Raw genomic sequence first — 14,918 nt, 5'->3', positions numbered from 1 at the left:
AGTGGTATCGTTATTCATGCTAGCCTCCTAATTTAGTTCTTTAGTAAACTAATTATGGCTCTGGCTTCGCTAACCCACGAAACTGGAGGCTAGCACCTTCGTGGGAGTCATTATGTCTATATTTTTGAGCTATCTATGAAATTAGAAATGGCGGCAGAGAAAATAAAAAAAGATTCCATAAATGCCTGGATTAGGCGCGTCAACTGGCGCTTTATGGATGAGCGAATTCAAGCTGAATTTGATAGGAACAAGCCCGATGGTGATTATATTGGAATTCTTGGGGGGCTTTATATCCGTAGGGCAAAAGACGATGAGCCTTTAAAAAGTTCTAATCTTATTTCCTCTCAGTATGTTAATTCTACACATATATTTACAGGCCATAGACTTTTAGGGATAAGAGTTGTCAACCCAGATTCTGAGAATTTAAAAATTGCCTCTGAAAGAAATGCTCAACTTTGGTATTCTCAAAGTCCATCAGGTGAAGTTCTTGTCTTTGTAGCTCCCTACCAGTCGGATGCTGGAGAATTTGATGAAAGCGAAATAATAATCGGAAAATATCGAAGTCCGTCTCAAGTTACAGATCAGATCATAAGAAAACATTTTGCAATATTCTTCAAATATTGCAGCTGTACGGCACAGCATTCAGCGTCAAGCCTAAGAGGCTACTTATACAGGCAGTATCTTATTTTTAACGATTTCAGATACAAATCTACTTATAAGCAAAAATTCTTAAGAGCTTTTGAGCGGTTGCTTATACTGCTTCTTGGGGGAGCTGCGGTATGGGCTTCACTGTATGCGGGTGGGAAAATATAACAAGCGCATGTTGGCGGACTTGTTTTCCGCTGCGCTTCAAACAAGCCGCAAATGCGAGCGTGAACTGCCTAAGTCAGCATAACTCTCAGATTTATCTAAAATAATGCAGTATATCGATGCGATGTGGTATCGTCGGGTAGTCTTTGGTTAGAAAGTTAAAAATGAAAATGAATACACAACAATCAGCATTAGAAATTAATGATAACGATATTCGGATTCGAGTCGTAAACCAAAAAGAGCGACAAGACCCTTATGAGCTTTTTAACGCAATGGGTTGCTATATGGAAGCAATTCAGAAGTTTAATGAGTTAGTTCTACACTCTATTGAGCCAAGTGTTGAGTATTCATTTAAATTTAAAAAAGTTGAGTATTCATCAATAGTTTCAGTTGTTAAAGAATGGAGCTCCAGTATTAGTAATGCCTTTAACGGAGCTATACATTCGACTGCGATTAAAGAAATTGATGCAGTATTAAAAACTAATAATGAAATAAATAGCCCCAAACAAATCCACGATCTCTCACATAGGTTGGAAGATGAAATTAGTGCAAATACATCCATTGCCTCAGACGTTCATCCATACATAGATCCTGTTAAGTTAGCTGAGGTACTTGAACTGATTACTCATGGTAATGAATTGCTATATGAAGGTGAAAGCGTTGAAGTTCATAATAAAGGGAATGTTGTATCTTTAAATACTAGTTTTAGGAGTAAAGTGAGGGCATCTAAGATGGGGCTTACTAAAAAGCAACCTTATCGAGGGATTGATGAAGTAAAGGTTATTCGCCCATGCAACTTTGGTCGGTCTCAATGGGAAGTTCGTAGTACTTTAACTGACGATACTTATTGTGCGCACTTTGACTCTAAATGTGATTGGTTAGAGCGTTACCAAACTGGGAAAATTCCAGTCGTTACGGCAAAACACACTTTACGAATTGTCGTTTCATACGATAAATATATTGTCGAAAAAAAGAGCATAATTAAAAACGCAATCATCTCATCTGTCACAGTAAATACCGATCCTGATGGTGAGCAAACATCAATGAATCTGTCGGTGTAGCCAGTATGCGCGCTCTTTGGAATTCCTATTTTTTTATTTTAATCCCGTTCATAATGCTCTGTATTATTAAAGGGCAGACCGGTGAATGGGAAAATGTTATTTTATCTACTGATTGGTCGGTAGCTACTTTTATTATGTTTGCTCAGAAATTTGGTGAAATGATTTCTGCCCTTGTTAATGTTCGAGGTCGCATAGACAGTGATGTATTAACAACATATATAATTAAAGTACTCTTTTTAGGTATTATTCCGTCTGTATATGTCTATTTCATTATGAATACTGACCCTAACTACTATGCAGCGGGGCTTCAAATATTGTTATTCCTATACGCATCTTGGCGATTTTTTATTGATAGTATGAAAATTAGTATATTAAAAGGCGGCAGTTAACAAACGAGTATGGCGTCAATAATTAATTTTTAGCGATATTTTCATCCCACATGACGCCATCTCTTAGCATTGAATTTAATATGATAACCATTTTTCGAACACACGCATGATGGCGATTTTCTTGGGTTTTCTTTGGTTATCGTCGCAACACCGATAAGAGAAGCTGCTGCCTCTTGCTTAATTGAAAGCATAGCTTCTGATACCAGAGTAGGAATAAACGATCTGACTACTGCTAGATTAAGGAGCCACAGAGAGTTTAGCGCGAATGAAATCACTGTGGTTGACGTATAACAGTTCGGCGACTTTTCGAATAATGGCTTCTTCAATCGGAGCTAGAACGTTATCGGCATAAGCGACTTGCCACATGGATTGAATTAGTTCAAAACGTTGTTGATGATCTAAATCGCGTAGTTGGTCGGTAAATTCATAAAGAGATGCCGAGTTTTCTGAACGCAAAGTGGCCTCTTGTAATAAAGCTTTCGCATCCGCTTCGGTTAAAGAAAGCAGCTTACCGAGCATTTGTATTTTGGCGGCTTCTTCTTTTTCATCAACAGAATGATCGGCTTGCGAAACCTGGCAAAGTAAAGCCGCTATCGCTAGGTTAGTATCAACTGATTGATTTTCTTGAACGTTTCCATCAACGATTTGATTAAAGAAGCTTTTTAAAGATTGAATCATAATGACCTTCATACGTTTGTTGTCAAGATACCCTAAAACTTTGACATTAAAAATCAAGAAAAGTCTTCATCAATCAAAATGATTTAGCGATATAATGCCGCTTTCCTTACACCTTATTTGCCAATTTGGAATGTCATGTTTGATATAAATAGTGCTGTGATACTCGCGATGGGAATAATTTTCCTTGGTTCATTTGTACAAAGCGCGATTGGTTTTGGGCTCGCGGTAGTGGCAGCGCCATTGTTGTTCTTTATTTCTCCTCAATATGTTCCTGCACCGATAGTGATAGTGGCGTTATTTAATTCATTTTTTAATGCCTATAAATACCGTAATAACATTTCTATTGGTGGCTTGAAAATGGCGATTTATGGTCGTATTCCTGGCTCTGTTGCGGGGGGCGTTCTACTGCTGTACGTGTCTAGCTCTGTTTTATCTTTGTGGCTAGGTGGAATGGTGTTATTAGCCGTATTAATTAGCCTTACTCCGATTCGTTTTGAACCGACACCAAACAGAATGGCAGTTGCAGGCTTTTTCTCCGGTTTTATGGGCACTAGTTCAAGTATTGGTGGACCACCCATGGCGTTGATTTTGCAACATCAAGACGCATCTTCGTTACGCGGTAACCTAGCGGCGTTCTTTGTCTTCAGCTCAATGATATCCCTAGTCGTTCAATACTTTATTGGTTATTTGACTTGGCAGCACGTGGTTATGACGATTCCGTTGTTGCCAATGGGGTGGCTTGGTTATGTTGCAGCGCAAATGGTGGTGAAGTATGTCTCGAAAGAGTGGATTCGCATTTTTACCCTAGTGTTGTGTCTAGCCAGTGCCACGACCGCGATTGTGCGTGGCTTGCAGTTGTAGTCTTAGGCTATAAAGATTAATTAGGGCGACAGTTTAGATCTCATTTCGCCCTGTGTTACAATTTTGATAATTCTATATTTTATGAGTGCAGAACAATCTTCATCTGCGCTCTCTAATCGTTTCAATAGGAATCGTTTTGACCAACCCTCATGATAACGCCCATTCTTCCGCTGATTCTCGTTCTTCCACTCAAGAGAATGGCGCGCAGGGCAATACTGCTGGCAGCCTACGTGCCGCATTAAAAGACTGCATGATCCGTGATCGTTTTCGTTTAAGTAAGCGAATTCATGGCGCCAGTAAAATTAAGAAACCAGAAGCGAAAGCCGCGGTGTTTGATGAAATCGCCATGGATATTGCCAAGTCGATGATGGTGGTGCAAAACCGTAGCCTACATAAACCGCATATTGAATATCCTGAAAACTTACCAGTTAGTCAAAAGCGTGATGATATTGCAGAAGCGATTGTCAATAACCAAGTGGTGATCATTGCTGGTGAAACGGGGTCAGGTAAAACAACGCAAATCCCGAAGATCTGTAGTGAACTAGGCCGTGGTCGTGCCGGTTTGATTGGTCACACTCAGCCACGTCGTTTAGCAGCGCGTTCTGTTGCCAGCCGTATTGCGGAAGAAATGCAAACCCCCATGGGTGAGTATGTCGGTTATAAGGTTCGTTTTAACGATCAGATTTCAGACAACACCCAAATCAAGCTGATGACTGACGGTATCTTGCTGGCAGAAATTCAGCACGATCGCTTTTTAAATCAATACGACACCATCATTATCGATGAAGCGCACGAACGTAGCTTGAATATCGATTTCATCATGGGTTACTTGAAAGAGTTACTACCAAAGCGCCCAGACCTTAAAATTATTATTACCTCAGCAACCATTGACCCTGAACGTTTCTCTAACCATTTTGATAAAGCGCCAATTATTGAAGTGTCGGGTCGAACTTATCCGGTTGATGTGCGTTATCGTCCGCTAAATCCAGATGATGCCGACCAAGATCTTGACCAACTAGAAGGTATTTTCCAAGCGGTCGATGAATTATGTGATGAACCCGGTTTAGGTGACATTCTCATTTTCATGAATGGTGAACGTGAAATTCGTGATACTGCGGATGCGCTTTCCAAACGTGCTCTTAGTCACAGAAGTATGAGAGATACCGAAATCGTGCCTTTGTATGCGCGATTATCATCTGCCGAGCAAAACCGAATTTTCCAATCGCATACGGGGCGCCGAATTGTGTTGGCAACCAACGTAGCGGAAACCTCGTTAACGGTTCCGGGAATCAAATATGTGATTGATCCGGGGACCGCGCGTATTAGTCGTTATAGCTACCGTACGAAAGTGCAGCGTTTGCCTATTGAGCCGATCTCTCAAGCTAGCGCCAATCAGCGTAAAGGGCGTTGTGGCCGTGTCAGCGAAGGTATTTGTATTCGACTGTATTCGGAAGAGGATTTTAACTCTCGTCCAGAATTTACTGACCCTGAGATCCTGCGTACTAACTTAGCCTCGGTTATTTTACAAATGACGGCTTTAGGGCTAGGTGATATTGAAGCCTTCCCATTTGTTGAAGCGCCAGATAAGCGTAATATTCAAGATGGTGTGCGTCTGCTAGAAGAACTGGGTGCGATTAATCCGAATGCCAACGATCCTAAAAAACGGTTAACCGCAATAGGGCGCAAATTAGCTCGTTTACCGATTGACCCTCGCTTAGCGCGTATGGTTCTTGAATCGGTTAAATATAACTGTTTGCAAGAAGTGATGATTATTGCCTCGGCGTTGTCGATTCAAGACCCACGTGAACGTCCTAGTGATAAACAACAGAGCTCAGACGATAAGCACAAACGTTTTTTCCATGAAGAATCGGACTTCTTAACGTTTGTAAACTTATGGCAGTACATAAAAGAGCAACAAAAAGCCTTATCAAGCAATCAATTCCGTAAGCAATGTAAACAAGATTACCTAAACTATTTACGGGTCCGTGAATGGCAAGATGTGTATTTTCAACTGCATCAAGCGATGCGTGAAATGGACGCCAAGCTCAACACAGAAGCGGCCGGTTACCAATCAGTTCATACTGCGCTACTCGTTGGTTTACTGTCGCACATTGGTGTGAAAGATACCGAAAAGAGTGAATATCAAGGCGCGCGTAATGCACGTTTTCATATCTTCCCTGCATCAGGCTTATTTAAAAAACAGCCTAAATGGATCATGTCGGCTGAGCTGGTGGAAACATCAAAGCTGTGGGGACGCATCATTGCTAAAATCCAGCCTGAATGGGTTGAGCCTCTTGCGCCGCACTTAATTAAGCGTAGTTATAGCGAGCCTCATTGGTCGAAAAAGCAAGCGGCCGTTATCGCCTCTGAAAAAGTGATGCTGTATGGCATTCCGATTGTACCTAAGCGTAATGTGAATTATGGGCCGATTGATCCGGTTATTAGCCGTGAAATCTTTATTCGTAGTGCATTGGTAGAAGGCGATTGGGAAACCAAACATAAATTCTTCCATCAAAACCGTAAGTTATTACGAGAAGTTGAAGAGCTTGAGCATAAATCGCGTCGTCGTGACATTTTGGTCGATGATGATGAGTTGTTTAATTTCTACGATCAGCGTGTCAGTACTGACGTAGTCTCAGGACGTCATTTTGATTCGTGGTGGAAAAAGGCCAGCATCGATGCCCCTGAACTACTCGATTTTGAAAAAGAGATGTTGTTCCAAGGTGATGCCAGCCATGTGACCGACTTGGACTACCCAAACTTTTGGCATCAAAATGGTTTGAAGTTAAAGCTGAGTTATCAGTTTGAACCTGGACAAGACAATGATGGGGTAACGGTACATATTCCTTTGCCAATTTTGAATCAAGTGAGCCCAGATGGCTTTGATTGGCAAATACCGGGTTTACGTCATGAATTAGTGGTAAGTTTGATCAAATCACTCCCTAAAGGGTTACGCCGTAACTTTGTGCCAGCGCCAAACTATGCGGATGCGTTTCTATCTCGTGTTACCCCAATGGAAATGCCTATTCTAGATGCGTTAGAAAAAGAACTACGCCGCATGACAGGGGTGGAAGTGAAGCGGGAAGATTGGCAACTCGAACAAATTCCCGATCACCTTAAAGTGACATTCCGCGCGGTCGATCACCGTAAACGTAAGCTAAAAGAGCATTACGATTTATACGAGCTTAAAGAAAGTTTGAAAGATAAAGTTCAAGAAACCTTATCGAAAGTGGCTGACGATGATATCGAGCAGCAAGGCCTGCATACATGGAGCTTTGGTGAACTACCAACGGTTTACCAACAAAAACGTGGTGGCTTTGAGGTTAAAGCTTTTCCTGCTTTAGTCGATGCGAAAGATAGCGTTGAAATTAAACTATTTGAAACTGAGCAAGAGCAGCAACAGGCGATGCGCGCAGGTCAACGTCGCCTAGTGTTGCTTAATGTGCCGTCACCGATTAAATATTTGCACAGCAACCTACCTAATAAATCAAAATTGGGCTTGTACTTTAATCCTTATGGCAAAGTGCTCGATTTAATTGATGACTGTATTGCTTGTGGCGTTGATAAATTGATTGAGCAAAAGGGCGGCCTAGTATGGCAACCTGAACAGTTTGAAGCATTAAAAGAGCATGTTCGTGCTGAGTTGGGCGATACGGTTGTCGATATCGCACAACAGGTAGAAACGATCTTAACTACCGCCTTTAGCATTAATAAAAAGCTTAAAGGTAAAGTTGATTTAAGCATGGCGTTTGCGTTATCAGATATTAAAGCGCAAGTAGAAGGTTTGATTTTTAAAGGCTTTGCCACCGAATGTGGTTGGAAGCGTCTACCTGATATTTTGCGTTATTTGAAAGCGATTGAACGTCGAATGGAAAAATTGCCAATTGATCCAAATAAAGACCGCTTACACATATTGAAGGTAGAGTCGGTGACTAAGGATTATAAAGAACTGCTGAACAAAATTCCTAAAGGGGTAGAAATCCCTGACTCCGTCAAGGAGATACGCTGGATGATCGAAGAGCTACGTGTGAGCTACTTTGCTCAGCAATTAGGCACGCCATATCCGGTTTCAGATAAGCGAGTTAAGAATGCTATTGATGCATGTTAAAGAAAAGTGAGTAAGAAAAAGCTTATAATTTCTAAGTGTTTTGTAAGTAAATGATTGAAATGGTCACTAAAATGAGATTTTTTCTTGATTTTACAGCCCATCTCACTAATCATGCATAATAAGTTTTAAATATGGATTTTGAGTCACTCTCATTTCCATGAATATGATAATCGAAAGATTCGAAGGGATTACAATGAAAAAAACGCTTTTAGCTTTGGCTTTAATGGGGGCGGCGTCACCTGCTCTAGCTGACTCGTGGCTTTATGCTGGTGTGAATTATGGTACGGCTGATTTTACTGAATCAGGTGCTAGTAATGAAGGTACCTACGGTGTGAATATCGGTACAGGCATTTTACCATTTATCGGCGTTGAAGCAGGGTACTGGGATTTAGGTGATATCGGTGGTTCTGATTTAACGACTGTTTATGCGGCAATCAAACCAAGCATCAATGTTGGTCCGCTAGAGTTCTACGGTAAACTCGGTGCGAACAAATATGATGTAGGCTCTGGCCAATTTAAGAGTGATGATGGTTATGACATGATGTATGGCGCTGGTGTGGAATACACAGTGTTAGATGGCATTCCTCTAGGTTCGTTGTCACTTGGTCTTGCTTACAACCACTTTGGCTTTGATAAGTTTGATACAAATACTTATACCGTTAGTGCAACATTCCACTTTTTATAAGAAGTTTTGTAAAAGTCGCTTTTCTTTAGCATAGTGAATATAACCGCTATTAGTTTACTAACTAATAGCGGTTTTTTATGTGCATTGATATGAGAGGTGATGCTTGAAAGGGTTAACGCCAGAGTATAAAACGATTACAGGGCACTATACAATTGGTGTAAAACCCCAGCAGCTTAGCTGTCAAACTGTCTAATCACCCATTCAGTCCATTATTATAAATAACGTGATTTTAAATGCGCTTTGAAATGCTCGGCGTTTAAGGTTTCACCGGTGGCTTGTTTAACAAGATCATCGGTTGAAAACTGACTAGCTTTCTTCCAAATATTTTCATCTAACCAAGCAAAGATTAAGCTTAAATCGCCTGATTCAATTACCTTAGAAACATTTATTTGTTTACGCATACTGGACATAAATTGCGCGGCATACATGGCACCGAGTGTGTAACTTGGGAAATAACCAAAAGCACCGTCGGTCCAGTGAATATCTTGCATACAACCATTTTGGTCATTATCTTTGGTGGATAAGCCAAGGTAAGTCTGCATTTTTTGATCCCATAACTCTGGAACATCCTTATAAGAGATATTGCCATTCATCAAATCACGTTCAATTTCATAGCGTAGGATGACATGAGCAGGGTAGGTGAGCTCATCGGCATCTACACGTATAAAGCCTTTTTCGACGCGAGTATAAAGCTTGCGGAAATTGTCTGCGGAAAAAGCGGGTTGATCTCCTGCTTGAAACTCACTTCTTGCCATTGCTGATAAATGATTAATAAATTCAGGGCTGCGGCCTAGTTGCATTTCAAAGAACAGAGATTGTGATTCATGAATACCCATTGATCTGGCTTCACCGACGGGTAAACCTGCTAATGAGGTAGGCAACCCTTGTTCATAACGTGCGTGCCCAGTTTCATGAATTGTGCCCATTAGTGATTGGATAAAATCATTTTCATCATAGCGAGTGGTGATCCGAACGTCAGTCGGTACGCCGCCACAAAATGGATGCACGCTTTCATCTAAGCGACCATGCTCAAAATCAAACTGCAAAAATTTCATCGCTTTTAAGCCTAGTGCTTTTTGTTGTGAACTTGGAAAGTGGCCTTTTGGGTATATCACATTTTCCTTGTTTTGCTTTTCAATCACTTGATCTACCAGATTTGGCAGCCAAGTTTTCACATTTTCAAAAACGACATTTAACGATTGGCTAGTTGTACCAGGCTCATAGAGTGAAAGCATCGCATCGTAAGGCGTTGTACCTAAACTATCGGCGCGAATCTGTGCTTCTTGTTGAGATAGGTTTACCACTTCTTGCCAATTTCGAGCAAATCCATTCCAATCGTTTTGTTTACGCTGTGTTCGCCAAGCATGTTCACATTTGGATCCGGCTAAGGATTTTGCTTGTACTAGATCCTGTGGAAGTACGGTAGCTTGCTGCCAGCGTTGTTTCATTTCACGTAAACTTGCTTTTTCGATAGGGCTTAATGATTCTTGCTCTGCTTCATGGAACCAGCCTTCTAATTGTGGTTCAGTGTTGAGTTGATGAATTAACACTGATAATTCTGCCATTGCTTTGGAGCGCGCTTCATTACCACCGCTTGGCATAACGGCAGCTTGATCCCAACCAGATATTGCGGCTAAATGATTAAAGTTAGCGATTTTCTGTGCGTGTTGAACAAGTTTTTGATAATGGATCATAATTTTCCTTAATTCATTGCTGCGCAGTATGATTTCATCTTATAACATCTTGAAAAGAACGCTGCAAAACTCTTTATTTACTAAGCTTTCACTGATATAACAAACATTCATTTGGACGTTTACCATAGGGATATTATGGACTTTTATATCATCAATTCTGGCGCATTTTTGATTGCGATTACTATTTTAACACTTACTCCGGGATTGGATACCGCACTTGTGATCCGGAACACATCTCGAAGTGGTAGTGTAGATGGCTGTGTGACCAGTTTAGGGATCTGCTGTGGTTTATTTGTTCATGCGACTCTATCTGCCATCGGCATTTCAGCGATATTGCTACAGTCTGCTGAACTGTTCCATGCGATGAAATTAGTCGGTGCAGCTTATCTCGTGTATCTTGGTGTAACCAGTTTAATTGCGATTTGGAAAGGCCAAGGTCAGTTAGATGTCACGAGTGGGTCGGTAGGGAAACCATTATCAGCTAAACGTTCGTTCCGCGAAGGCTTATTGTCGAATGTGCTAAACCCAAAAACGGCGGTATTTTATCTCGCATTTTTGCCGCAGTTTATTAATCCTGCACATTCCGCCTTACTACAGTCATTATTTATGGCATCGATTCACTTTGTCATTGCGATGGTTTGGCAGTGTGGCATTGCGACCATGGTTCATTCTGCGAAAAACTGGGTGCAAAATTCTTCGGCAATGAAGTGGATGGAAGGGATCACTGGTGCCGTTTTGATTACTCTTGGTCTAAAATTAGCATTAGATAACGATTAAGCGCTTGAATGAATGCGGGACTTCACAACGCGACGCCGTATTCAGTAAAAATGACATTGTGAAAACAAACCTTGCAATAGGGAATGCTGTAATTTCATGAAAATACTGCAACCCCTAACTAGGTAACTTTCCATGAAGATGTTATAAATTTTTAAGCTTATTGAATAACTTACTGGTTTTTGTAAGCGACATAACATTGAAAGGGATACTATGACTCGATTGATTGCCATTGCCATCTTTGTGGTGCTTGCATATTTGCTACTGAAATATCGAACCAATGCCAAACTACAAACCTGGGTGGCAATAGTTTTATCATCTGCATTGTTAATCTATATTAGTTTTGTGATGATAAGTGAGCTTGCTCGTTAGGTTTGCATTTCCCTTGGTTCGACATTGTTAATAAATCTAGGAAGCACGACATCCATGAATAAGAAAGTTCCGCTCATGATTTCAACAGTAATTGGTGTTGTTTTAGGCTCGGTAATTACTTACGCCGTTATTAACCCAGCATCACAAGAAGCAACACTTCAGCAAAATGAACTGGCTGGAAAACATCAGCAATTATTAGCGAAAGTCGAAACACTACAAACGAAGCTAGATACCGAAGGGCAATCATTTGAACAAAAATCTCAGCAGCAACAAGAAAAGATAGATCAACTGACTCAACAGCTATCGAAACTGCAGCAACAAAAGAAAAAAGTTGAACAAACCTTAGTTGTGCAAAAACAACAGGCGGTTTCATTAAAAACAGAAAATAAGCAGCTAGAGAAAACTACTGAACTACAAAGTGATTTATATAAACAGTCCCATGAACTTTTTGATAAAGAAGGTGAGTTAGAAGCTCAGATTGCTAAACTAACAACCACTCGTGAAAAGTTAGCAGTTCAAACAGAAAAATTAAAAGAAGAATGTAAGCTATTTAAAGATGGCACAAGCTGGGATCCAAAATCAGACTCATGCAAAAAAGAGAAGCTAGCTACTGGTCAAATTGGCAAAATTGATAACGTTCTAGTTAAGAAAAAGCAAGAACTCGATGATGTAAAAGCGTCAATTACGAAGCTAGGGATAAAACCTCAGAGTTAAAGTGTGAGCGTTATACGTAACTCTTAGTTGAGGCTATTAAATAAATGAAAGGCGATACACTGATGTATCGCCTTTTTTCATTAATGTACAAACGTACAGATTTAATCTTTAAAGTTGTTGAATTGGAAAGGTTGATCCATTTCTGCACCTTTTACTAGTGCCATCACTTGCTGTAAATCATCACGCTTTTTACCGGTTACACGAACTTTATCGCCTTGAATCGAAGCTTGAACTTTGATTTTTGAGTCTTTGATCAGTTTTACGACTTTCTTTGCAATGGCAACATCAATGCCTTGTTTAAAGCTGGCTTCCTGAGTGTGCGTTTTACCGGTTTGATCGGCTTTTTGTAAATCTACCGCATTGGCATCGACACCACGTTTAGCAAGTTGACCACGAAGTATCGTCATCATTTGTCCAAGTTGGTACTCGTTTTCTGCAGTCAGTTTTACAATATCGGTTTTAAACTCAAAGTTAGCGTTTACGTTACGAAAGTCAAAGCGTGTATCCAGTTCGCGATTGGCATTTTCCGCGGCATTTCTTACTTCAACGCTGTCTACTTCAGAAATTATGTCAAATGAAGGCATGATCAGTTCTTCTCCGATTGATTTTTAATGGTATTGGCAAGCATGTCGAGCATGGTTACTGTATCTTTCCAACTTAGGCATGGGTCAGTAATCGATTTACCATAGGTGAGGGCATTCAAGTCCGTCATTGGTTGATTACCTTCCTCGATAAAGCTTTCCGCCATAATGCCTGCAATTGATCGAGAGCCATTGCTGATTTGATTGCAAATATCTTGCGCCACCTCTAATTGCTTACGATGCTCTTTTTGGCAGTTAGCATGGCTGAAATCTACTACTAAACGAGGCGTTAAGCCCACATCGCTTAATTGTTTGCAAGCAGATTGAATCGATGCTGCATCGAAGTTAGGGCCAGTATCACCGCCACGTAAAATAGTATGACCGTATGGGTTACCGGATGTGCGATAAACCGTCATGCGACCATTTTTATCTGGCGAGTAGAAGTAATGGGAAGCTTGTGCCGCACGAATAGCATCGGTTGAAATCTTTACATTGCCATTGGTGCCATTTTTAAACCCAACAGGGCAAGAAAGCGCCGAGGCCATTTCACGGTGAATTTGCGATTCAGTAGTACGTGCGCCGATAGCACCCCATGAAATAAGGTCCGCGATATATTGGCCAGTCACCATATCTAAAAACTCAGTTGCAGTCGCTAAGCCAAGCTTATTGATGTCGAGTAGTAATTTGCGAGCTTTGTTTAAACCGTCTTCTAACGCGTAGCTACCATCGAGGTTAGGATCGGTAATTAAGCCTTTCCAACCAATCACGGTTCTTGGTTTTTCAAAGTAAGTACGCATTACAATAAACAGCTGATCTTTGTATTGATCTTGCAGTGCATTAAGGCGTTGCGCATAATCCAGTGCCGCCTCCGTATCATGTACAGAGCATGGTCCAACCACGACTAGTAGGCGAGCGTCTTTACCTGACAGAATGTTTTCTATCTGGCGGCGCGAGTTTTCAATATGTTCTGCTACATCATCAGGCAGTGGGTGAGCTTGCATTAACTCCATTGGCGTAGGCATAGGCCCTAACGCTTGGGTTCTTAACTCATCGGTTTTTAAAGGCATTCTTTTGTCTTCATTTAAAGATACACTAGGTAAAGATAACGGAAATAACGGAGGGAATAAACGTTCACAGACATTTTGTTGGGGAATTTTATTACTTTGTTATTAATTGATGCCTTATTGAGCAAGAAATTGGAATTTTTCTTGTTTTGTTTCTCTAATCTCAGTATTTTCTGACTATAACTATATTAATGGAGTAATTATGTCGGATACTGCGAAAGGGGCAATCCCAACTAATGCATTACTAGGAGATGTGCTGCCATCTTCCCAATCATCAATTGAAAGTGCAAAGCATTTGTTTGTCTCGTTAAGTGATTTAGTGCAAGAAAGCATTTTTTATCACCCTGAGATTGGACTGCATTTGGATACCTTATCTGAGGTAGATAAATCGAGTTTACAAGCACTACTTGGTGAACAATCTGCTGATGAACATTTTGTATCGACGCTAGTATCGCGTATCGAGTCTTCAATATTACCTCAACATAAACAGGTGAGAGTTTGCTTATCCGATGCTGACAGTTATGCTTATAAAGCGCTGATTGGTGGCAGTATTGAAAAGCAGGAAGTTAACCCTGTGATTGGTGTTCGAGGCGTTTCTCGTTTTGCTTCTGCTGAATACACCCATTCATTTGAACTTGAATGCAAAGTGATTAAACAACTACGTGATAAAGGTATCGATATTGAAATCGTGGTGCCATTTGTACGAGCATTAAGTGATGCTGCAATGGTGATTGATCGTTTAGCTGTACAAGGGCTGCCGAGAGGACTGGGTGGATTAAAAGTTCTGTATTGCTGTGATGCGCCTTCTTCAGTGTTGCTTGCGGATAAGCTTCTTCAATATTTTGATGGCTTGGTAGTGAATACTGGCAATTTAACTCAATTAACCTTAGGGGTAGATATCCATAACGAAGCATTAGAATCGTTATTTAATCCAGATCATGAAGCGGTATTAATGTTGTTATCACAAGCAGTAAAAGCGGCCAGTCAAGCCAATAAGCCTTGTGTGGTGTACTGTCAAAACCTTTCAGATTACCCTAAAATCCAAGAAATGCTAGCGGAACTAGATTCAGTACAAGTTCTTGCTGTTGTGTAATAAATAAGGACTATTACCGTCACAAAAAGCCGAC

At 40.7% G+C, this 14,918-nt stretch carries 14 protein-coding genes and 1 pseudogene; 10 read left to right on the top strand and 5 right to left on the bottom strand.

The features are described 5' to 3' along the window. Positions 1-135 precede the first annotated feature (135 nt). From ACE3G9_RS06440 to ACE3G9_RS06430, 3 genes are all read left to right on the top strand, one after another. Positions 136-813, top strand: coding sequence for a hypothetical protein (locus tag ACE3G9_RS06440; protein WP_449218719.1), 678 nt, complete (start codon positions 136-138; stop codon positions 811-813). Positions 814-980: 167 nt separating this feature from the next. Then, positions 981-1,871 carry a hypothetical protein gene (locus ACE3G9_RS06435; protein ID WP_449218718.1) on the top strand — a complete coding sequence of 297 codons (891 nt, stop codon included), beginning with the start codon at positions 981-983 and terminating at the stop codon, positions 1,869-1,871. 5 nt (positions 1,872-1,876) lie between these two features. Then, positions 1,877-2,260 carry a hypothetical protein gene (locus ACE3G9_RS06430; protein WP_449218717.1) on the top strand — a complete coding sequence of 128 codons (384 nt, stop codon included), beginning with the start codon at positions 1,877-1,879 and terminating at the stop codon, positions 2,258-2,260. 22 nt (positions 2,261-2,282) lie between these two features. Here the strand turns inward: ACE3G9_RS06430 and ACE3G9_RS06425 are convergent. Beyond that, a pseudogene (locus tag ACE3G9_RS06425) lies at positions 2,283-2,389 on the bottom strand (IS110 family transposase); the annotation flags it as partial. A 108-nt stretch (positions 2,390-2,497) separates the two neighbouring features. Next, positions 2,498-2,938 carry a tellurite resistance TerB family protein gene (locus ACE3G9_RS06420; RefSeq protein WP_449218716.1) on the bottom strand — a complete coding sequence of 147 codons (441 nt, stop codon included), beginning with the start codon at positions 2,936-2,938 and terminating at the stop codon, positions 2,498-2,500. A gap of 168 nt (positions 2,939-3,106) precedes the next feature. Between ACE3G9_RS06420 and ACE3G9_RS06415 the strand changes: the two genes are divergently transcribed. The 3 genes from ACE3G9_RS06415 to ACE3G9_RS06405 all read left to right on the top strand — a co-directional run bounded on the left by ACE3G9_RS06415 (position 3,107) and on the right by ACE3G9_RS06405 (position 8,592). Next, positions 3,107-3,799, top strand: a complete 693-nt coding sequence (locus tag ACE3G9_RS06415) for a sulfite exporter TauE/SafE family protein (RefSeq protein WP_449218730.1) — start codon at positions 3,107-3,109, stop codon at positions 3,797-3,799. Between the two features lie 136 nt (positions 3,800-3,935). Continuing rightward, complete coding sequence (gene hrpA, locus ACE3G9_RS06410; RefSeq protein WP_449218715.1) at positions 3,936-7,907, top strand: ATP-dependent RNA helicase HrpA; 3,972 nt, start codon at positions 3,936-3,938, stop codon at positions 7,905-7,907. A gap of 193 nt (positions 7,908-8,100) precedes the next feature. Then, complete coding sequence (locus ACE3G9_RS06405) at positions 8,101-8,592, top strand: outer membrane beta-barrel protein (protein ID WP_417878993.1); 492 nt, start codon at positions 8,101-8,103, stop codon at positions 8,590-8,592. 212 nt (positions 8,593-8,804) lie between these two features. On the opposite strand, the gene ACE3G9_RS06400 is transcribed toward ACE3G9_RS06405, so the two are convergent. Continuing rightward, positions 8,805-10,286 (bottom strand): carboxypeptidase M32, encoded by a 1,482-nt coding sequence (locus ACE3G9_RS06400; protein WP_449218714.1) that lies wholly within the window; start codon positions 10,284-10,286, stop codon positions 8,805-8,807. Positions 10,287-10,421: 135 nt separating this feature from the next. Between ACE3G9_RS06400 and ACE3G9_RS06395 the strand changes: the two genes are divergently transcribed. From ACE3G9_RS06395 to ACE3G9_RS06385, 3 genes are all read left to right on the top strand, one after another. Next, a complete protein-coding gene (locus tag ACE3G9_RS06395) occupies positions 10,422-11,063 on the top strand; it encodes a LysE family translocator (protein WP_417878991.1) in 642 nt (213 codons plus the stop codon). 210 nt (positions 11,064-11,273) lie between these two features. After that, positions 11,274-11,432 (top strand): hypothetical protein, encoded by a 159-nt coding sequence (locus ACE3G9_RS06390; protein WP_449218713.1) that lies wholly within the window; start codon positions 11,274-11,276, stop codon positions 11,430-11,432. 54 nt (positions 11,433-11,486) lie between these two features. Then, positions 11,487-12,146: a hypothetical protein gene (locus ACE3G9_RS06385; RefSeq protein ID WP_449218712.1), complete on the top strand. Its 660-nt coding sequence runs from the start codon at positions 11,487-11,489 to the stop codon at positions 12,144-12,146. A 101-nt stretch (positions 12,147-12,247) separates the two neighbouring features. On the opposite strand, the gene ACE3G9_RS06380 is transcribed toward ACE3G9_RS06385, so the two are convergent. Beyond that, positions 12,248-12,730 (bottom strand): YajQ family cyclic di-GMP-binding protein, encoded by a 483-nt coding sequence (locus ACE3G9_RS06380; RefSeq protein WP_417878988.1) that lies wholly within the window; start codon positions 12,728-12,730, stop codon positions 12,248-12,250. A gap of 2 nt (positions 12,731-12,732) precedes the next feature. Next, entirely contained in the window at positions 12,733-13,794 is a 1,062-nt protein-coding gene (locus ACE3G9_RS06375; RefSeq protein WP_449218711.1) for a 3-deoxy-7-phosphoheptulonate synthase, read from the bottom strand. Positions 13,795-13,993: 199 nt separating this feature from the next. Between ACE3G9_RS06375 and ACE3G9_RS06370 the strand changes: the two genes are divergently transcribed. Next, positions 13,994-14,884 (top strand): putative PEP-binding protein, encoded by an 891-nt coding sequence (locus ACE3G9_RS06370; protein ID WP_449218710.1) that lies wholly within the window; start codon positions 13,994-13,996, stop codon positions 14,882-14,884. Positions 14,885-14,918 lie beyond the last annotated feature (34 nt).

The organism is Vibrio sp. E150_018, assembly GCF_053544035.1.
The sequence above is the reverse complement of the archived record's forward strand: the minus strand, read 5'-3'. Positions and strand labels throughout refer to the sequence as shown.